Annotated in this window: 20 protein-coding genes; 9 read left to right on the top strand and 11 right to left on the bottom strand. The window is 34.1% G+C overall.

The window, feature by feature from the left end; genetic code table 11:
- Nucleotides 1-74 precede the first annotated feature (74 nt).
- On the top strand, nucleotides 75-1007 hold the full coding sequence (locus IEV84_RS08690; protein ID WP_188493886.1) for a peptidylprolyl isomerase: 933 nt from the start codon (nucleotides 75-77) through the stop codon (nucleotides 1005-1007).
- Between the two features lie 161 nt (nucleotides 1008-1168).
- Here the strand turns inward: IEV84_RS08690 and IEV84_RS08685 are convergent, their stop codons facing one another.
- Complete coding sequence (locus tag IEV84_RS08685) at nucleotides 1169-1558, bottom strand: GreA/GreB family elongation factor (protein ID WP_188493885.1); 390 nt, start codon at nucleotides 1556-1558, stop codon at nucleotides 1169-1171.
- A gap of 341 nt (nucleotides 1559-1899) precedes the next feature.
- Nucleotides 1900-2457, bottom strand: a complete 558-nt coding sequence (locus IEV84_RS08680) for a thioredoxin family protein (RefSeq protein WP_188493884.1) — start codon at nucleotides 2455-2457, stop codon at nucleotides 1900-1902.
- A 98-nt stretch (nucleotides 2458-2555) separates the two neighbouring features.
- On the opposite strand from IEV84_RS08680, the gene IEV84_RS08675 reads away from it, so the two are divergent.
- On the top strand, nucleotides 2556-2897 hold the full coding sequence (locus IEV84_RS08675) for a tRNA-binding protein (protein ID WP_188493883.1): 342 nt from the start codon (nucleotides 2556-2558) through the stop codon (nucleotides 2895-2897).
- 83 nt (nucleotides 2898-2980) lie between these two features.
- Here IEV84_RS08675 and IEV84_RS08670 read toward each other — a convergent pair whose 3' ends face one another.
- The 3 genes from IEV84_RS08670 to IEV84_RS08660 all read right to left on the bottom strand — a co-directional run bounded on the left by IEV84_RS08670 (nucleotide 2981) and on the right by IEV84_RS08660 (nucleotide 6139).
- Nucleotides 2981-3781, bottom strand: a complete 801-nt coding sequence (locus IEV84_RS08670; protein WP_188493882.1) for a sulfurtransferase — start codon at nucleotides 3779-3781, stop codon at nucleotides 2981-2983.
- 140 nt (nucleotides 3782-3921) lie between these two features.
- Nucleotides 3922-4305 carry a PUR family DNA/RNA-binding protein gene (locus IEV84_RS08665; RefSeq protein ID WP_188493881.1) on the bottom strand — a complete coding sequence of 128 codons (384 nt, stop codon included), beginning with the start codon at nucleotides 4303-4305 and terminating at the stop codon, nucleotides 3922-3924.
- 73 nt (nucleotides 4306-4378) lie between these two features.
- Complete coding sequence (locus tag IEV84_RS08660; RefSeq protein WP_188493880.1) at nucleotides 4379-6139, bottom strand: ABC transporter ATP-binding protein; 1761 nt, start codon at nucleotides 6137-6139, stop codon at nucleotides 4379-4381.
- 352 nt (nucleotides 6140-6491) lie between these two features.
- On the opposite strand from IEV84_RS08660, the gene nusB reads away from it, so the two are divergent.
- Nucleotides 6492-7403 (top strand): transcription antitermination factor NusB, encoded by a 912-nt coding sequence (gene nusB, locus IEV84_RS08655; RefSeq protein WP_188493975.1) that lies wholly within the window; start codon nucleotides 6492-6494, stop codon nucleotides 7401-7403.
- Nucleotides 7404-7433: 30 nt separating this feature from the next.
- A complete protein-coding gene (gene yajC / locus IEV84_RS08650; RefSeq protein ID WP_071183573.1) occupies nucleotides 7434-7706 on the top strand; it encodes a preprotein translocase subunit YajC in 273 nt (90 codons plus the stop codon).
- Nucleotides 7707-7771: 65 nt separating this feature from the next.
- Here yajC and IEV84_RS08645 read toward each other — a convergent pair whose 3' ends face one another.
- From IEV84_RS08645 to IEV84_RS08630, 4 genes are all read right to left on the bottom strand, one after another.
- Nucleotides 7772-8203, bottom strand: a complete 432-nt coding sequence (locus tag IEV84_RS08645) for a hypothetical protein (protein WP_188493879.1) — start codon at nucleotides 8201-8203, stop codon at nucleotides 7772-7774.
- Between the two features lie 189 nt (nucleotides 8204-8392).
- Nucleotides 8393-9676: a peptidase T gene (gene pepT, locus IEV84_RS08640; protein WP_188493878.1), complete on the bottom strand. Its 1284-nt coding sequence runs from the start codon at nucleotides 9674-9676 to the stop codon at nucleotides 8393-8395.
- 254 nt (nucleotides 9677-9930) lie between these two features.
- On the bottom strand, nucleotides 9931-10344 hold the full coding sequence (locus IEV84_RS08635; RefSeq protein ID WP_229732641.1) for a DUF1003 domain-containing protein: 414 nt from the start codon (nucleotides 10342-10344) through the stop codon (nucleotides 9931-9933).
- A 128-nt stretch (nucleotides 10345-10472) separates the two neighbouring features.
- The gene (locus IEV84_RS08630; RefSeq protein ID WP_188493877.1) at nucleotides 10473-11024 is read right to left on the bottom strand and encodes a hypothetical protein; all 552 of its coding nucleotides are present in this window, start codon (nucleotides 11022-11024) and stop codon (nucleotides 10473-10475) included.
- A 303-nt stretch (nucleotides 11025-11327) separates the two neighbouring features.
- On the opposite strand from IEV84_RS08630, the gene IEV84_RS08625 reads away from it, so the two are divergent.
- The 5 genes from IEV84_RS08625 (at nucleotide 11328) to guaB (ending at nucleotide 17053) form a co-directional block, all read left to right on the top strand.
- A complete protein-coding gene (locus IEV84_RS08625; protein WP_188493876.1) occupies nucleotides 11328-12347 on the top strand; it encodes a quinone-dependent dihydroorotate dehydrogenase in 1020 nt (339 codons plus the stop codon).
- 268 nt (nucleotides 12348-12615) lie between these two features.
- On the top strand, nucleotides 12616-13479 hold the full coding sequence (locus IEV84_RS08620; protein WP_188493875.1) for a hydroxymethylglutaryl-CoA lyase: 864 nt from the start codon (nucleotides 12616-12618) through the stop codon (nucleotides 13477-13479).
- Between the two features lie 64 nt (nucleotides 13480-13543).
- Nucleotides 13544-14095, top strand: a complete 552-nt coding sequence (locus IEV84_RS08615) for a hypothetical protein (RefSeq protein ID WP_188493874.1) — start codon at nucleotides 13544-13546, stop codon at nucleotides 14093-14095.
- Entirely contained in the window at nucleotides 14095-15498 is a 1404-nt protein-coding gene (locus IEV84_RS08610; protein ID WP_188493873.1) for a DUF5723 family protein, read from the top strand. The genes IEV84_RS08615 and IEV84_RS08610 overlap by 1 nt, the downstream gene beginning before the upstream one ends.
- Before the next feature lie 82 nt (nucleotides 15499-15580).
- Nucleotides 15581-17053: an IMP dehydrogenase gene (gene guaB / locus IEV84_RS08605; protein ID WP_188493872.1), complete on the top strand. Its 1473-nt coding sequence runs from the start codon at nucleotides 15581-15583 to the stop codon at nucleotides 17051-17053.
- Nucleotides 17054-17137: 84 nt separating this feature from the next.
- Here guaB and IEV84_RS08600 read toward each other — a convergent pair whose 3' ends face one another.
- Both IEV84_RS08600 and IEV84_RS08595 read right to left on the bottom strand, forming a co-directional pair.
- Nucleotides 17138-17518, bottom strand: a complete 381-nt coding sequence (locus IEV84_RS08600; RefSeq protein ID WP_188493871.1) for a PH domain-containing protein — start codon at nucleotides 17516-17518, stop codon at nucleotides 17138-17140.
- Between the two features lie 36 nt (nucleotides 17519-17554).
- Nucleotides 17555-18025 (bottom strand): 2-dehydro-3-deoxyphosphooctonate aldolase, encoded by a 471-nt coding sequence (locus IEV84_RS08595; RefSeq protein WP_229732640.1) that lies wholly within the window; start codon nucleotides 18023-18025, stop codon nucleotides 17555-17557.
- Nucleotides 18026-18180: the final 155 nt, after the last annotated feature.

The following is an 18180-nucleotide window of genomic DNA, read 5'->3' as shown; positions in this document are numbered from 1 at the left end:
TGAGAATGAGAAAATCAATTTTTCAATTCTCTAATTTAATTTGTAAATTTGCGCTTCAATAAAAAAATAAAACAATGGAAAACGGAATATACGCTAAATTCAATACCTCAAAAGGTTCTGTTTTAGTGAAATTAACACACGATTTGACGCCTGGAACAGTTGGTAACTTTGTGGCTTTGGCTGAAGGGAATTTAGAGAATAATAAAAAACCTCAAGGAGTTAAATATTATGACGGATTAACTTTTCACAGAGTAATTCCTGATTTCATGATTCAGGGAGGATGTCCTCTGGGGTCAGGAACAGGAGATCCGGGGTATAAATTTGATGATGAGTTTCATCCAAGTTTAAAACACGATAAGCCAGGGGTACTTTCTATGGCTAATGCAGGGCCTGGAACCAATGGTTCTCAGTTCTTTATTACACACGTGCCAACTTCCTGGTTAGACGGAAAACACACTGTTTTTGGTCATGTAATCGAAGGACAAGAGGTGGTTGATGCTGTTGCTCAGGGAGATGCTTTAGAAACTTTGGAAATTATCAGAGTTGGAGAAGAAGCTCAAAACTGGAATGCGGTTGAAGCTTTCAGAGTTTTTGAAGGAAACAGAAAAAAACGTTTAGAAGCTGAAAAAGCGGCTGCTGAAGAAGCAATGGAGAAATTAGCTGCCGGTTTTGAAAAAACAGAAAGCGGTTTGCGTTACCAATTCATCCAAAGAGGTGAAGGGAAACAAGCTCAAAACGGAAAAACAGTTTCTGTGCACTATACAGGACAATTACCTGACGGAAAAGTATTTGACAGCTCTTATCCTCGTAAAAAACCAATCGAATTCCCATTGGGACAAGGGAATGTTATCGAAGGATGGGACGAAGGTATTGCTTTGTTAAAAGTAGGAGATAAAGCCCGTTTTGTGATTCCTGCTCATTTAGGATATGGTTCTCGTGGAGCAGGGGGAGTAATTCCACCAAATGCTACGTTGATTTTTGACGTTGAATTGATGGACGTTAAGTAATTATAGATTTAAGAATTCAGATTGCAGATTTTAGACTGAATTTTGATTATTAAATACTAATTAAAATCCCAACTTGTTTTTTAAATGAGTTTGGGATTTTTTTTTGTCTGAATTTAGGACAAAAAAAACACCTTCGTAATAGAGGTGTTAAAAATAAGAAACTAGGCGTTTTTAGAATTATTTACAGCAATAACTTTTAATGTTTTAATTCCGGACGGTAATTGCCATTCTACTTCATCGTTTTCTTTAAATCCAATAACAGCAACACATAAAGGTGCCAAAATTGATATTTTTCCTTCTTTGAGATTGGATTGTGAAGGCATAACAATTTGAATCTTCATTTGTTTATTGGTTTTCATGTCTTCGATAATAACATGAGAATTAATTCGGATAATGGTTTCATCCAGTGTGGGTTCATTGTTAATAATAGCCCGGTCTAATTCCTGTGTTAATAATGCAATTTCCCGAATGTTGGTACTGTCTTTTGCTTTTTTTGTTAGTTCGCGCAAAATGTTATAATCTGTAATTGTTAAAATAGGTGTTGGTTTCATAATTATTAAAATTTGAAAGTTTATTTATTAAAGTAAATACAAAATGATTGTCTAAATGACTAAAACGGCTTAGTTATTTGGAAAAAATGAATAAGAAGAATTTATTCGAAAATTCGAATTCAATTAAAGTCGTAATAGAAGAAAGTTTCCTCCGCGTCGAAGAAAATGGAAATGAGCGGAGGTTTAATTGATAAAGGCTTTGTTGTGTGGAAAAAGTGCAGCAACAGTTTGTTTTCCTGAGGCAGAAAACAATAGAGGAAGTGTTGAAGCAAGTTTAAAAGTGGTCATTATTCAATTATTTATCCAAAAACAAAGTTAGTTAAAGATTTGTATTTATGCTGCTATTTCCACTTAATATTACAGCCAATACTAGGTTTTTGATCCGGATTAATGCTTCGATTGTATAAAACACCATCAATAGCGCCACGTAAATCGTTTCCGCTTAAAGGAATCCCATTTCCGGGGCGACTATCGTCCAGTTGTCCGCGATAGACTAATTTATCTTGGTTGTCAAATAAATAAAAATCAGGGGTACAGGCAGCGTCATAAGCTTTGGCAACTTCCTGAGTTTCGTCATATAAATAAGGGAATTCAAAATTATTTTCGAAAGCATATTCGGTCATAAGTTCTGGTGAGTCCTGTGGATAATTGACAACATCATTACTGGAAATAGCAATGAAGCCAATTCCCTGAACCCTGTAATCATTGGCAATTCGAACGACTTCTTCGATTACATGATGTACAAAAGGGCAGTGGTTGCATATAAAAAACACCAATGTGCCTTTCTCTCCTTTTAAATCGGAAAAAGAAAAGGATTCTGTATTGGATTTGGTATCTTTTAAGTAAAATTCAGGAGCGATTGTCCCTAATTCAAGCATGTTTGATGGTGTTCTTGCCATTGTTTTAGAATTAATTTCAAGGCTTAAAGTTAGTAAAATTGAAAATTATTTGAATTGTAAAAGTTAATTTTGAAAACATTACTAATAGATTGATTTTTATGGACACAAATTTGACTTGGGCTGAATTTGAAAAAGTAGCCATGTATGTTGGAACAATAATGGCTGTGAATGATTTTCCTGAAGCCAGAAAACCGGCTTTTCAGCTGACTATTAATTTTGGTGAAGTTATCGGAATAAGGAAAACTTCGGCGCAAATCACTAAAAGATATGCTAAAGAAGAATTGCTAAACCGTCAAATTGTTGCAGTAATTAATTTTCCTAAAAAACAAATAGGAAAGTTTATGAGTGAATGTTTGGTTTTAGGCGCAGTTGGAGAAGAAGGAGATGTTATTTTGTTAGCACCTGATTTTAAGGTTGAAAATGGCCTGCGAATAGGGTAGTTTTAAAAAGTTAGCCACAGATTAAAGGATTCACACGGATTGATCTGTGCTAATCTTGTAATTTGTGGCTAATAAAATTTAGTCTATTTTTCTATTGGTAAATTAAGATCTTGTCCCCACTCAGTCCAGGAACCGTCATAGATGGCTTTTGGATTGTTTGAAATCAGTTCGTAAGCAATTAAATTAATGCAGGCGGTAATTCCCGAACCGCAGGAAAAATAAAGATTTTCGTCCTGATGTGGTAAAATTTGTTTGAGTTCTTCTTTTGATAGAAAATGACCGTCTTTTAAAACTTTGGAAAAAGGCAGGTTTACGGCATTAGGAATATGTCCGCTTCTTAAGCCTACACGAGGTTCTTCGGTTTCGGCGTGAAAACGGTCGGCAGAACGGGCATCAATTATAATAGCTTCTTTTGAAGTAATGTTGTGTAAAATTTGAAATTTATTTTTAAACATTTCGTCTTTAAAATGCGCTTCAAAATCTCCTTGTTTAAAAGATTTTGGTGCTACTTTTTCTGTTGCAAATCCTTCTTTTTCCCAGGCAGGGAATCCTCCATCCAGCACCCATACGTTTTCATGTCCCATGCTTTTGAATAAATACCAGGCTCTTGGGCTGGAATAGATTCCTTTGGTGTCATAAACCACAATTTTGCTGTGTTTGCTGATGCCCAGTTTTCTTGCTTCGGTAGCAAAAGCTTCCGGTTTAGGAAGGGTATTCGGTAGTGGATTTGAAGTATCGCTGAAATTATTTTTAATATCAAAAGTACGTGCTCCGGAGATTTGTAAATCATGCGGAGGAATGTCTAAAACGGCATCGAGAATAATTAATTCAGGATTGTTGATGTTTTCCTGAAGCCAGTTTACGGATACGATTGGAATTTTCATATTGATGATGTTTTAATTGAAAAATAAGCAGTACTAAGATACGAAATTGTGAAGTTGTGTATAATGAAAAAGTCCAAAAATCAATCGATTTTTGGACTTTTTAAATCTTTAATAATTAACCTTATAACAGTTGATGAATATTAAATATCATCAAAATCAATATCGGTAAAATTAGATATTTGAGGAGCGCTTTCTTCAGAAGTTATTCTTTCAGTTGCGTATTCTTTCTTAAAATCTTTTTGATGTCTTTCAGAGATTACTTCTTCTCCTTTGTGGTTTAAAACATAAGAAGTCATTTCTTCCAGAATTTCGCTGAAAGCGGCGAAATCTTCTTTGTATAAATATATTTTATGTTTTTTAAAGTGAAACGAACCGTCTTCTTCAGTAAATTTTTTGCTTTCGGTAATGGTAATGTAGTAATCGTCAGCTTTTGTAGCTCTCACATCGAAGAAATAGGTTCTTCTTCCTGCACGTAAAACTTTAGAAAAGATTTCTTCTTTTTCTAACATGTCATTTTCTCTCATAATCCGTTCTGTACAATAATATGGTTGTTAATTGAAAACCAAAAATGATAAAAATATATGTATTAAGCAAGATTTAAAGTAATTCTTTTTCAGAAAGTTGTTTTAAATAAAGTGATGCGTAATATCCTTCTTTATTTATCAACTGGTTATGAGTGCCTTGTTGAATAATTTTGCCATCTTCGAGAATGATAATTTTATCGGCATTTTTTGCTGAGGAAACCCGGTGACTCACAATTATGGTTGTTTTGTCTTTGCAAATAGTGTTCAGGTTGTTTAAAATAGCTTCTTCGGTTTCGGTATCCACCGCTGATAAACAGTCGTCAAAAAGTAAAATAGGAGGGTTTTTGATAATGGCTCTTGCAATCGAAACACGTTGTTTTTGTCCGCCTGAAAGAGTAATTCCTCTTTCGCCCAGAATAGTGTCGTATTGTTTGTTGAAGCCCATAATGTTATCGTGTACCACAGCGTTTTTGGCGGCAGCCATAACTTCTTCAATTTCGGCATCTTCTTTGCCAAATTTGATATTATTTTTAATACTGTCTGAAAATAAAAACGCATCCTGAGGTACAATTCCAATGCTGTTTCTCAAATCAAATAAGTTCAAACGACTGATTTCCTGTTCGTCAATTTTTACAGCTCCGTCAGTTACATCATACATTCGGGAAATTAACGATAAAATAGTCGATTTTCCGGAACCTGTTTTTCCAAGGATTGCCAGAGTTTCGCCTTTGTGTACTGTAAATGATACGTTTTGAAGCGCCTTGATATTGGTGTCTTCATAGGTATAGCTCACATTTTCGAATGTGATGGTTCCTTCAATCGTAGATTTTTCAGGATTATTGTTTTTAATTTCAGGCTCTATTTTTAGAAATTCATTTAATCTTTTTTGAGAGGCTTCGGCTTCCTGAACCATCGATGAAACCCAGCCTAATGATGCTACAGGCCAGGTTAGCATGTTGATGTACAAGATAAATTCAGCAATGGTACCAATACTTTTTATACTGCCGTTGATGTACATGATTCCTCCAAAATAAACCACAACCAAGTTACTGATTCCGATTAAGGCTAGCATTAATGGTCCAAATAAAGACTGGACTTTGGCTAAATCCAAACTTTTACTTTTGCTTTCTAAGGCCAAATCGTGCATGTTATTCTGATGCTGGTTTTCTAATGAATAGGCTTTTATAACACGAACTCCTGAGAATATTTCCTGTGTAAAACTGGATACTTTAGACAAATATTGTTGAAAAGTGGTGCTTCTGATATTGATTTCAGTGCTGAGTTTAAAGATTGCATAAGATAATAAAGGCAGGGGTAAAAGAGTGTATAAAGTAAGCAATGGCGAAACACGATACATGAACAAAATAACAATTGCAAAACGAATAATGGTATTTATCGTGTACATAACCGCCGGTCCTACATACATTCTTACCTTGGAAACATCTTCGCTTATGCGGTTCATTAAATCTCCGGTACGATTTTGTTTGTAGAAATTTTGCGACAGCTTTTCGTATTGCTTAAAGACTTCGTTTTTTAAGTCAAATTCAATATGACGCGACATCACAATTAAAGTCTGGCGCATTAAAAAAGTCAGAAAACCGGCAACAATTGTAGTGACGATAATCAGTATAATATTATTTACTAATTCATTCTGAATTGCCGAATTGGATATGGTTTTATCTTTGGCAAATTCTTCGATGGAAGCAAAGGATTTACTGATTAATTTAGGTGTAAAAAGTGAAAATATTTGTGCGACTATGGTAAATACAATTCCTAAAATGAAACGGTATTTGTATTTGATAAAATATTTATTAAGATAGAGTAATTCTTTCATTTCCGGTTTGGGCTGTGTATTGTATAAAAAACAAAGATAAAGTTTTAAAAGTAATAATTTTAGGAATCGGTTGGCTGTTAAGTCTCATTTAACGTTTCATTAATTCATCAGTTTAAAATAAAGCCACAAATTCACAAATTTAATTTATTCAATAGAGGGATTTATAGGATATGTTGCTGATTTTAAATTTGAAAAATAAAATTAGTGAATTCGTGGCAACAACTCAGCTACTTTGTCCTGCTTTTTGTTGCTTTAAATTTTATTTTACAAAAGGAAATCCTTATTTTTGCAGCCTAATTTTTTTAAAAGTTCTTACAAGGTGGTAAATAGACGACACATTCGCGTTAAAGTTATGCAAACCATTTATGCGATGCATCAAAACGGCTCAGATAACTTAGAAAAGGAAGAAAAATTTCTTTTTCACAGTATCGACAATATTCAGGATTTATACCTTACAATGATTTCTTCCTTGTTGGAAATATGTAAAAAAGAAACACAGTTTTTGCATTTATCCAGTCAAAAACACCTGGCTACCGCAGCCGAACGCAATCCGAACGAAAAATTTATTAAGAACAGTATTTTCGAAATTCTTGCCGAAAATAATTCTTTAAGTATTGCTTTAGAAACCAGAAAAATCGATGCCTGGCATTTACACGAAGATTATATAGCACTATTGTTGGCTGCTGTAAAAGAGAGTTCGTATTATCAAAAATACATGAGTAATCCGGCTCGTTCATTTGAAGAAGACCGACAATTGATTGTAGATTTGTTTACCGAAGTTATTGTTCCGAATGAGAAATTATACGAATTCTTAGAAGACGATAAATTAACCTGGATTGATGATATTCCGATGGTGAATACGCAAATCATCAAACAATTGAAAGCGATGAAACCTATCGAAAACGATAATTTCAAAGTGCCAAAATTGTACAAAGACAATGAAGATAAGGATTTTGTTAAGGATTTGTTCCGTAAAACAGTGCTGAACGAAAAAGAATTAGCGAAAGAATTTGAAGATAAAACACCTAACTGGGATAGCGACAGGATTGCTGAGGTGGATACCATTATTTTAAAAATGGCTATTTGTGAATTTTTGAAATTTCCATCCATTCCGGTGAAAGTAACATTGAATGAATATTTGGAATTAGCCAAAGAATATTCTACTCCTAAAAGTAGTATTTTCATCAACGGAATTTTAGATAATCTGGTGAAAGAATTAGAAACCAGTAAAAAAATGATAAAAGCCGGTCGCGGTTTAATGTAATAGTAATAAATTAAAAAAGAATTAAAAATTATGGGTCAATTAAATCAGTTTTTGCCGTTTATTTTAATGTTTGTGGTTATCTATTTCTTCATGATTAGGCCACAACAAAAGAAAATGAAACAAGAAAAAGAATTTGAAGCTAGTTTAAAAGTAGGAGATAAAATCATCACTAAAAGCGGTCTTCACGGAAAAGTGGTTGAACTGGCTGATACTACTGTAGTGATTGAAACTATGGCTGGGAAATTAAAAATGGAGCGTTCTGCTATTTCTATGGAAATGAGTGCTTCATTAGCTAAAAAATAAGGCTGAAAATTATTTTAGTCTAAACAAAAAGTCCCGTTATTGGGACTTTTTTTGTTTAAAAAGAATTATTTTTTCTTCTTTTTAGATTTCGTTTTTTTGGATTTAGCCTTTGCTTTTTTCTCTTTAAGCTTTGCCTTGATTTTTGCCTTTTTGGCTTTCTCTTTTTTAGCCTTCTTAGCTTTGGCTTTTTTCTTCTTAGCTTTTTCTTTGGCAGCAGCTTTTTTAGCTTTCTTTTTATCTTTTTTCTTGGACTTGTTTTTTTTCTCTTTTTTAGGTTTCGAAATTTCTTCAGATGTTTGAGTTGCTGTCTCGGCTTCGATTTCGTTTTGAGAAGCTGGATTTTCTTCAAAGACAGTTTCAGCGGGAATTTCAGTTACTTCTTCAATTGGATTTTCGGAAGTTTCAGTAACTACAGAAGTTTTAGTTCTTCTTCTGTTAACTGTTTTGGGTTTTTCGGTTTCGGTAGTTTTTTCGATCTCTTCTTGATTTTCGCTCATAACATTTAAAGATTTGGAAGTTTATAAAATAAGACAGATGTTTTTTGAGATGTTAGTTTGCTAATTAAAAATGTATTGCAGTTTTAAATTTACATAAAATTCATATAAAATTTACAGTTGTAATGTTAAGATTTTTATGTTGGGACAGAGGCATAAAAAAAGCTCCTTCAGGAGCTTCTTATTAGTGGGTTATTTTCTTTTTTTCGTTTTGGATTTAGGTTCTTCCAGACCAAAGTTAGGTAGGGCTGTGAGTTCGGCAATTTTTATAATTACTTCCACTGCTTTTTGCATGCTTTCTACAGGGACATATTCGTATTTGCCATGAAAGTTATGCCCTCCGGCAAAAATATTAGGGCAAGGCAATCCCATGTAGGATAATTGCGAACCATCAGTTCCACCGCGAATAGGTTTAATAATCGGTTTTATTTTTAGTTCTTTCATTGCTTTTTCGGCAATGTCTACAATATGTTTTACAGGAAGTACTTTTTCCTTCATATTGTAGTATTGGTCTTTGATTTCTGCAACAACAATATCTTCTCCAAATTGCTTCGCAAATTTCTTGTTGATTTTGCGGGCTATTTTTTGAATTTTTTCTTTTCTCTTTTCGAATTTCTTTAGGTTGTGATCCCGGATAATTAATTCCAAAACGCTTTCTTCGATACTTCCGCTTAAATGGTGTATATGATAAAAACCCTGGTAACCTTTGGTTCTTTCAGGAACTTCGTCGGTAGGTAATTCACTGATAAAAGTATTGGCTACTAACATCGAATTAATCATTTTGCCTTTGGCATATCCCGGGTGAACGCTTTTTCCTTTAAAAGTAATTTTTGCTCCGGCAGCGTTAAAATTTTCATATTCTAATTCACCTATCTGGCTTCCGTCCATAGTGTAAGCCCATTGTGCGCCAAATTTCTCCACATCAAAAAAATGAGCTCCGCGACCAATTTCTTCGTCAGGAGTAAAACCTATTCTGATTTTTCCGTGTTTTATTTCAGGATTATTGATAAGGAATTCCATAGCGGTAACAATTTCGGTAATTCCGGCTTTATCATCTGCGCCTAAAAGTGTGGTTCCGTCAGTGGTAATTAAGGTTTGTCCTTTGTATTGCAATAAATCTTTAAAGTAATCAGGCGATAAAATGATGTTTTGTTCTGCATTCAAAATAATATCTTTCCCGTCATAATTGCTGATAATTTGTGGTTTTACATTAGCTCCGCAAAAATCAGGAGAAGTGTCAAAATGAGAAACAAATCCTATTGTTGGGACTTCGTGCGCTACATTACTTGGTAAGGTTGCCATGATGTAGGCTTTGTCGTCAATGGTAACATCCTGCATACCAATAGCTTTTAGTTCTTCGACTAATTTATTGGCTAAATCCCATTGTTTTTCGGTACTTGGAGTCGTTTCTGAATTCGGATTGGATTCCGTATCTACAGTTACATAACTGATAAAACGATCAATAATATTTTGCATAAAGTGATTTTTTATTGGAGTCCAAAGATAGAATTAATTTGAGGAATAGGATGGCGAAGTCAGGGCAAACGCACTAGTTGTTTTTTGCCACGAATTACACAGATTGGAACTAATTTCAGTGATTCTTAAAATCAAATTACACTAATTTTCGATTCTGAAGGGATTCGTGCAATATTACAACATCAAAATTGGTGTTGATTTGTGTAATTTGTGGCTTTTTTTTAAAACTAATGCGTTTGTCCTGACGAAGAGGTCTATTTCATGTCTTCCAACATTTTGATTATTTTATCTAGTTTGTCAGTGTCGATTGTGTTTAGCTTTTTAGCCAAAGCTTCAATTTCCAATTTGGCTTCTTTATTGGTAATATAATCTTCCTGAGCCTGAATACGATCCCTTTCGTTTTGACGGTTTTGCGACATCATAATGATCGGAGCTGCATAAGCGGCCTGAGTAGAAAATAACAGATTGAGTAAAATAAAAGGATAAGCATCCCAGTGTTTGACATAAGCCAGTAAATTCAGTCCCATCCAAATGGCTACAAATACAGTTTGGAGAATTATAAAACGCCAGGATCCCATTCCTTTGGCTACCATATCGGCTATACGGCTACCAAATTCCAGACTCTCATAGTGTTGTTGATGCCAGTTTTTATTGATTTTCAGATTCATAATTCGAATTTTTATTTAAAAGTAGTGAGAGTTTAGTTAAAAAAAAACTGCAAATTCAATCATCAGTCATTTTGTTTAAGTGACTCAATTGTTGAATTTACAGCTGATTTGTTTGTTTTTATGACTGTTTAATTTCTCAATTTGTTTAATTTTTCTTCTTCTTTGATAAGGTCGGCGTTAAGTTTGTTGATTTTAATTTGTTGTTTGCTGATTCGAATGTTTTCTTTTTCAATATCAGTAGAACTTAATTTTCCTTTTGATTTTTTACTTTCCAGTTTTTCTTTGTTTCTGATTAGACTTTTTTCTTCATTAGTAATTTTACTTTTTAACTTACTAATTGATTTTTCGGCCGAGAGAATTGTTTTTTGCTGTTTTTCAAATGCTTTTTGTTCTTTCTCAAAATCTTTCTGTTCCTGTTCCCTTTTTTTAGCTTCTTTTAGCGCTTTTTTCTCTTCTTTCATTTTTGCCTGAAGCATTTTTTGTTCTTTCTTTAATGCTTCTTTGTCCGAAATAGTTGCGGCAGCTTCGGGTACTACATTTATAATTGTGTCTTTAACGGTAGTGACTGTTGTTATTGTTGTTTTTTTAACTGATGTTATAGTGTCATTTGTAGTTTCCTGCGCTAAGAAAATCTGAAAACTAGCCAGTAATACGCCGGTAAAAAAAAATTGTAGCTTCATGATAATGTGTTTTTAAGTTAATAATAAAAATGAGTCATAATTATTAATTTCTCAATTACAATATAAGAAAAATCATTTTAAAAAGCGATGATTTTTTAGTTTTGAAAAAGTTAATGGGTTGTTTTAGTTGGTAAGTTCTTGTTTTTTAGTGTTTTATTGTTTGTTTTTGTGCTTAGTTTAACTACTGTTTAGCTTGTTTGTATGCTTCTTTAAGCAGCGAAATCAATTCTTGGGGTATAATTTTTTTCGAAATCTTCAATTATCCATCAGATAATTCTATTTTTGCACACAAATTAAAATCCTATGTACAAACAGCTTATCCGACCGTTATTTTTTTGTTTTGATCCTGAAAAAATACATCATTTTACGTTTTCGTTAGTTCGTATTACTTCTAAAATACCAGGTTTTTCAGCACTTTATAAATCACTTTATTTAGTAGATGACAAAAGATTAGAAACGGAAGTTTTTGGATTGAAATTTAAAAATCCCGTAGGTCTTGCTGCCGGTTTTGATAAAGATGCCAAGTTGTATAAGGAGTTGTCTAATTTTGGTTTTGGTTTCATCGAAATTGGGACTTTAACACCAAAAGGACAGGAAGGGAATCCTAAAAAACGTTTGTTTCGTTTAAAAGAAGATTCGGCAATTATTAACCGCATGGGGTTTAATAACGGTGGTGTTCTGGAAGCGGTGGAAAGACTGAAATCAAATCCGGGTGTTTTAATTGGTGGAAACATTGGTAAAAATAAAGTGACTCCAAATGAAGAAGCGACTTCGGACTACGAAATTTGTTTTGATGCTTTATACGATTATGTAGATTACTTTGTGGTAAATGTGAGTTCGCCTAATACACCTAATCTTCGTGAACTACAGGACAAAGAGCCATTGACACAGTTGTTACAGACTTTGCAAAATAAAAATTTGGCTAAGCCAAAGCAAAAACCAATTTTGCTTAAAATTGCTCCCGATTTGACTGATGAGCAATTATTAGATATTATTGATATTGTAAAAGAAACTAAGATTGCAGGTGTTATTGCAACCAACACTACGATTTCCCGCGAAGGTTTGCAATCAGCAAATAAAACTGAAATGGGCGGATTGTCAGGTAAACCATTGACAAAACGTTCTACTGAGGTTATTCGTTTTCTTTCACAAAAAAGCAATAAGGCTTTTCCAATTATTGGAGTGGGAGGGATTCATTCTGCTGATGACGCTATCGAAAAATTAGAAGCCGGAGCTAGTTTGGTACAACTGTACACAGGTTTTATTTATGAAGGTCCGGCATTAGTGAAAGCCATCAACAAAAAGATTTTAAGTCGTTTATAGTTGTAACGCAAAGATACACTAAGAGAAAAATGCAAAGGTTCGCAAAGTTTTTCATTTCTTTGTGTGTCTCTGTGGCTTACTTTGTGATTCTTTGCGAAAACTTTTTTTAAACTTTGCGGTTAAGGTTTTATAATTTTTTTGCGTAGCTCTGTACGTTCTTAGCGAATCTTTGTGTAAAAAATATAAAAGCGTAATTCTTCAACAGAGTTGCGCTTTTTTGTTGGTTCTACATTTTGCCACTTTGCAAGTTTTAGTATCTTTGAAATCTATGGAGCCAATAAAAATTATCGAATGTCCGCGCGATGCCATGCAAGGCATTAAAACTTTTATTCCTACGGAAAGAAAGGTCTCGTACATTCAGTCTTTATTGCGGGTAGGATTTGATACCATTGATTTTGGCAGTTTTGTTTCGCCAAGAGCGGTTCCGCAAATGCAGGATACGGCAGCTGTTTTAGACCGATTGGATTTATCCAAAACTAGCAGTAAATTATTGGCCATTATTGCTAATACGCAGGGAGCTGCAATGGCTGCTCAATTTGAACCCATTCATTATTTAGGTTTTCCTTTTTCTATTTCGGAGAATTTTCAAATGCGAAATACGCATAAAACCATAGCCGAGTCCATTATTAGTTTAGAGGAGATTCTGGAAATTGCCGATAAAAGTAATAAAGAAGTAGTTGCTTATCTGTCTATGGGTTTCGGGAATCCTTACGGAGATCCGTGGAATGTAGAAATTGTAGGCGAATGGACGGAAAAATTAGCTGTTATGGGCGTGAAAATTCTATCGCTTTCAGATACTATTGGGAGTTCTACTCCGGAAGTTATTAAGTATTTATTTTTGAATTTGATTCCTAAATATCCCCAAATTGAGTTTGGCGCTCATTTACATACCACTTATGATAAATGGTTTGAGAAAATAGAGGCGGCACATCAGGCGGGTTGTCGAAGATTTGATGGTGCAATTCAGGGATTTGGAGGTTGTCCAATGGCAAAAGACGAGTTGACAGGAAATATGCCAACCGAAAAATTACTTTCTTATTTTACGGCTAATAAGGAAAAGTTGTACTTAAATCCTTTGAGTTTTGAAAGTGCTTATAACGAGGCTTCTAAATTGTTTGGGACTTTTTATTAGTAGATACAATTGAAATAATGCTGTTACTAATCGTTTACTTAAATTGAAATTTGTAATCAAAAAGATGAGGAAATATCATTTTATAAAAGTATTGAGTCTGGCACTTTTGTTAATGTGCTCTTTATCCTGTTCCAGTGATTTAGATTTCAATCAGGCCAACGATTTGAAATTAACCCCTGTCATTGAGGGAAATTTAAGCTATTTTGATGTTCCCGCAGAAGTTTTTGCAGCTAATGGAGGTTTGCCTGTTCAATGGGCTTATGATGAACAGGAATTTGACATATTTAGAGATAAATATTTTAATAGTTATTTGCAAAGAGCTGATTTTCATTTTGAAATTAGCAATACCATTAATCGTTCATTTTCTCTTAGTATTGTTTTATTAGATGCTAATGACAATGCGTTGACGACTATGAATTTTAATATTCCGGCTTATTCCGGTAACACAAATACGATTACAAGAACAGAAGTTTTTGAAAATGCAAGATTGGAATTGCTTAAAAGAACCAGAAAAATGCGTTTTTTGGTAATGATAGGGCAAGGTTCGGCTTTGAATACAAGTAGTGCCGGAAATCTTGTTTTACGTTCCAGTGCCACTGTTTATTTGGAAATATAATGAGAAAAAGTTTTTTACTCCTGATGTTACTCATTGTGACTACTTGTTTTTCTCAAAATAAGCAAATTTTATATAATTTAACTTCAGTTCCTCAATCGATGATGTTGAATCCGGGAGCTGATTTCAAATACAAGTATTATTTTGGTGTTCCTTTGCTCTCCGGAATGTCTTTTAAAGTAGGTTCGACCGGATTTTCGGTTTATGATTTATTTGCCAATGACGGAGTCGATTTCAATCAGAAGTTGCGAAATGTGGTTTATTCTACAAATAGAAATGATCATGGAGCCATAAATGAACAAATCGAAATCTTTAATGGCGGAATCAAATTAGGAGACTGGCTCGAAGACAAAGGTTATCTTTCATTCGGAATGTATCAGGAATTTGATTTGTTTGCTTATGTGCCAAAGGATTTAGCCATTTTAGCATTAGACGGAAATCAGAATTATATTGGTAAATCTTTCAATCTGGGTGATTTGAGCATGAAATCCGAAATGGTTTCTGTTTTGCATCTGGGTTATCATAAAAATATTTCTGAAAAACTGATAGTAGGAGCAAGAGGTAAAATTTATTTCAGTGGTTTTAATGCTACTACAACTCAAAATTCAGGTTCGATTACAACAACAGTAAACCCTACAACCACCGTTTACAATCAGGAAATTAACTCCAATTTATCCCTGAATACTTCCGGGATTTCAAAATATTTAGACGATAATTATGATGGTGATGTAGCTGCTGATGTGCAAAAACAATTTTTACTGGGAGGCGATATGGGATTGGGATTTGATTTAGGATTTACCTATTATCCTAAAAAAAATATCCAGATTACGGGGAGTATTTTAGATGTTGGTTTTATAAATCACAGTAAAGATGTTCAGAATTATACTTTTAAAGGTTATTATAAGTACGAAGGAAATAATCCTAACTTCTCAGATACGGATGATCCAGACAGTGTTTATGATGATTTCAATGAGGCGATTCCTTTAGATACCTTGTATAACAAATACACCACCTGGCGACCTGTAAAACTAAATGCTTCCTATCAGTATTCATTTGGAACGGCTACCGATGAAGATTGTGTGTGTACAGCAACTGAAAAACGCTATAAAAATGCTGTAGGAGCCCAGTTTTTTATGATGAGTACACCAAGATTGCCTATTACTGCTTTGACTGGTTTTTATCAGAGAAATGTTTCAGATAAGTTACAGATTAAAGCTACTTATACATTGGATTCCTATTCTTATACAAATATAGGCTTAGGCTTATCGGCAAATCTGGGGAAATTCAATATGTATTTTATGGCGGATAATTTATTGGAGTACCGCGATGTTTCTAAAGCTAATAGTCTTTCGTTTCAATTTGGATTTAATTTTATTTTTGCAGACAGCAACGAACCTCCTTATTGAGCTTTAAATTAATTGGATTTTGAATTATAAAAAATCAAAATAATTTGCTATATTTGCACGCAATTCAACTAGAAATTGCAACATGATAGCACACAACTCCAAGATTATCGGCGAAGGTTTAACTTACGATGATGTATTATTAGTTCCTAATTACTCACAGGTGCTTCCTCGCGAAGTGAGTATCAAAACAAAATTCTCAAGAAACATAACACTTAACGTTCCTATTGTATCTGCTGCTATGGATACCGTAACCGAAAGTTCTATGGCTATTGCTATGGCACAAGAAGGAGGGATTGGTGTTTTACATAAAAATATGACTATTGAGCAGCAAGCTGCTAAAGTACGTAAAGTAAAACGTGCCGAATCAGGTATGATTATCGATCCTGTTACTTTACCGCTTACTGCTACTGTTGCTGATGCAAAATCAGCAATGAAAGAATACGGTATCGGTGGAATTCCGGTTGTTGATGAAAATCAAACATTAAAAGGAATTGTTACCAACCGTGATTTGCGTTTTGAAAAAAATACAACAAGACCTATCGTTGAGGTGATGACTAAAGATAATTTAGTTACTGTAGCCGAAGGAACTTCGTTACAAGAAGCAGAAGTAGTTTTGCAAGGACATAAAATCGAAAAACTTCCTGTAATAGACAAAGACAATAAATTAGTAGGTTTGATTACATTTAGAGATATTACTAAATTGAATCAAAAACCAAATGCTAACAAAGATAAATACGGACGTTTGCGTGTAGCTGCTGCTTTAGGTGTTACTGCCGATGCAGTTGAAAGAGCTACTGCTTTAGTCAATGCAGGTGTTGACGCTGTAATTATTGATACGGCTCACGGACATACTAAAGGTGTGGTTGATGTTTTAAAATTAGTTAAAGCTCAATTTCCTGATTTAGATGTTATTGTTGGAAATATTGCGACTCCGGAAGCAGCGCAATATTTAGTTCAAAATGGAGCTGACGGTGTAAAAGTAGGAATCGGACCGGGTTCTATTTGTACTACACGTATTGTAGCCGGTGTTGGATTCCCACAATTTTCAGCGGTTTTAGAAGTGGCTGCTGCTATTAAAGGTTCAGGTGTTCCAGTAATTGCTGATGGAGGAATTCGTTATACAGGAGATATTCCTAAAGCAATTGCTGCCGGAGCAGACTGTGTGATGTTAGGTTCGCTTTTAGCCGGAACGAAAGAATCTCCGGGAGAAACGATTATTTTCGAAGGAAGAAAATTCAAATCTTACCGTGGAATGGGATCTGTTGAAGCGATGCAAACCGGTTCTAAAGACCGTTATTTCCAGGATGTAGAAGACGACGTTAAGAAATTAGTTCCGGAAGGAATTGTAGGTCGTGTGCCTTACAAAGGAGAATTAAACGAAAGTATGTTACAATTCGTTGGAGGACTTCGTGCAGGTATGGGTTACTGTGGTTCTAAAGATATTGCGACTTTGCAGGAAACAGGACGTTTTGTACGTTTAACGTCAAGCGGAATTTCTGAAAGTCATCCTCATAACGTAACTATTACTAAAGAAGCTCCAAATTATTCCAGATAATTTTTAAGCTAAAAATCATAGAAAAAGCTGTCTTGAAGTTGAAACTTTAAGACAGCTTTTTTGTTTTCTGTAAAAGCAGAAGTGTTATTTTAAAACGTGTGTTGCTAATACATTGTGTACATCATAAACATTCACTGATTTGTTGAATTGTTTTTTAATGCTGGGATGCTGTTCACTGGAAACCCAAATTTTCAATTCGGCTTCCAAATCAAAAGTTCCGGCAGTTTCAATGCTGAAACGTGAAATACTTTTGTATGAAATCGATTGGTATTCGATTTTGCTGGCTGTCAGACCTTGTTTGTCAACCAGAATCAGTCTTTTGTTAGTGAAAATAAATACATCTCTGATGAGTTTGAATCCTAATTCAATTTCTTCTCCACTGATTAATAATTTTCCGTAATCTTTTAGTAAATCTTCCTGGCTAACCGTTCCTGCGTTTCCAAGTAATGCTGAAAATAATCCCATATTGTTGCTTTAAGTTATTGTGTTAAAAAATATTCTTTATTTTGTTTTTTCTTTTGCCTTAAGTCCAACAGGGATTTTTAAATCGCCTGTATCATACATGTTGATGTAAATGTCAAGAGTGTCTTTACTGCCTATTTCGGTTATTCGATATCTGTCAAGCATACCAATATTGCTGAAACCATTTGGTGTTTTAAACGCACAGCAACTGCCGGCTCTGTAGTAGGTCATCTTTTTGTCATTAGGACCAAATAAGGCGTTTAAAAATCTTCTTTCATTTCTGGGACCACTGCTTTCACGTGCTCCGCCAACTTTTACAGGATTTGATTTGTCATATCCGTATGTTTTATCATCAGCCATTTCAGTTAATAAATAGGTGTCCTCATTGATGTATTCGACTGCTTTTGTTCGGGTATCTCCAACACCTTTGTCAGTATCAGTTGTAGCAGGCTTTTGTTTTGTTGCACATCCTATCAACGCAAATATTCCTAAAATAATTATTTTTTTCATGTTAAAAGATAATAAGTGTTTAAATTAGTTAAATAAGATAGCTGTTATTCTCTTCAAATATAATAAAATAGTGAATTGTAAATAGGAAAAGTTGTATTTTTAAATCTATTGTACTTCGTTTTGTTAATGACAGCTTTTTAGTTTTTTTGAATAAA

Origin of the sequence: Flavobacterium palustre (assembly GCF_014639535.1) — a bacterium.
Taxonomy (GTDB): Bacteria; Bacteroidota; Bacteroidia; order Flavobacteriales; family Flavobacteriaceae; genus Flavobacterium; species Flavobacterium palustre.
The sequence above is the reverse complement of the archived record's forward strand: the minus strand, read 5'-3'. Positions and strand labels throughout refer to the sequence as shown.

What these genes read in the sequence shown, in the direction of transcription:
- IEV84_RS08690 (WP_188493886.1), top strand. Translation starts at nt 75, where the DNA reads ATGGAAAACGGAATATACGCTAAATTCAATACCTCAAAAGGTTCTGTT.
- IEV84_RS08685 (WP_188493885.1), bottom strand. Translation starts at nt 1,558, where the DNA reads ATGAAACCAACACCTATTTTAACAATTACAGATTATAACATTTTGCGC.
- IEV84_RS08680 (WP_188493884.1), bottom strand. Translation starts at nt 2,457, where the DNA reads ATGGCAAGAACACCATCAAACATGCTTGAATTAGGGACAATCGCTCCT.
- IEV84_RS08675 (WP_188493883.1), top strand. Translation starts at nt 2,556, where the DNA reads ATGGACACAAATTTGACTTGGGCTGAATTTGAAAAAGTAGCCATGTAT.
- IEV84_RS08670 (WP_188493882.1), bottom strand. Translation starts at nt 3,781, where the DNA reads ATGAAAATTCCAATCGTATCCGTAAACTGGCTTCAGGAAAACATCAAC.
- IEV84_RS08665 (WP_188493881.1), bottom strand. Translation starts at nt 4,305, where the DNA reads ATGAGAGAAAATGACATGTTAGAAAAAGAAGAAATCTTTTCTAAAGTT.
- IEV84_RS08660 (WP_188493880.1), bottom strand. Translation starts at nt 6,139, where the DNA reads ATGAAAGAATTACTCTATCTTAATAAATATTTTATCAAATACAAATAC.
- nusB (WP_188493975.1), top strand. Translation starts at nt 6,492, where the DNA reads ATGCAAACCATTTATGCGATGCATCAAAACGGCTCAGATAACTTAGAA.
- yajC (WP_071183573.1), top strand. Translation starts at nt 7,434, where the DNA reads ATGGGTCAATTAAATCAGTTTTTGCCGTTTATTTTAATGTTTGTGGTT.
- IEV84_RS08645 (WP_188493879.1), bottom strand. Translation starts at nt 8,203, where the DNA reads ATGAGCGAAAATCAAGAAGAGATCGAAAAAACTACCGAAACCGAAAAA.
- pepT (WP_188493878.1), bottom strand. Translation starts at nt 9,676, where the DNA reads ATGCAAAATATTATTGATCGTTTTATCAGTTATGTAACTGTAGATACG.
- IEV84_RS08635 (WP_229732641.1), bottom strand. Translation starts at nt 10,344, where the DNA reads ATGAATCTGAAAATCAATAAAAACTGGCATCAACAACACTATGAGAGT.
- IEV84_RS08630 (WP_188493877.1), bottom strand. Translation starts at nt 11,024, where the DNA reads ATGAAGCTACAATTTTTTTTTACCGGCGTATTACTGGCTAGTTTTCAG.
- IEV84_RS08625 (WP_188493876.1), top strand. Translation starts at nt 11,328, where the DNA reads ATGTACAAACAGCTTATCCGACCGTTATTTTTTTGTTTTGATCCTGAA.
- IEV84_RS08620 (WP_188493875.1), top strand. Translation starts at nt 12,616, where the DNA reads ATGGAGCCAATAAAAATTATCGAATGTCCGCGCGATGCCATGCAAGGC.
- IEV84_RS08615 (WP_188493874.1), top strand. Translation starts at nt 13,544, where the DNA reads ATGAGGAAATATCATTTTATAAAAGTATTGAGTCTGGCACTTTTGTTA.
- IEV84_RS08610 (WP_188493873.1), top strand. Translation starts at nt 14,095, where the DNA reads ATGAGAAAAAGTTTTTTACTCCTGATGTTACTCATTGTGACTACTTGT.
- guaB (WP_188493872.1), top strand. Translation starts at nt 15,581, where the DNA reads ATGATAGCACACAACTCCAAGATTATCGGCGAAGGTTTAACTTACGAT.
- IEV84_RS08600 (WP_188493871.1), bottom strand. Translation starts at nt 17,518, where the DNA reads ATGGGATTATTTTCAGCATTACTTGGAAACGCAGGAACGGTTAGCCAG.
- IEV84_RS08595 (WP_229732640.1), bottom strand. Translation starts at nt 18,025, where the DNA reads ATGAAAAAAATAATTATTTTAGGAATATTTGCGTTGATAGGATGTGCA.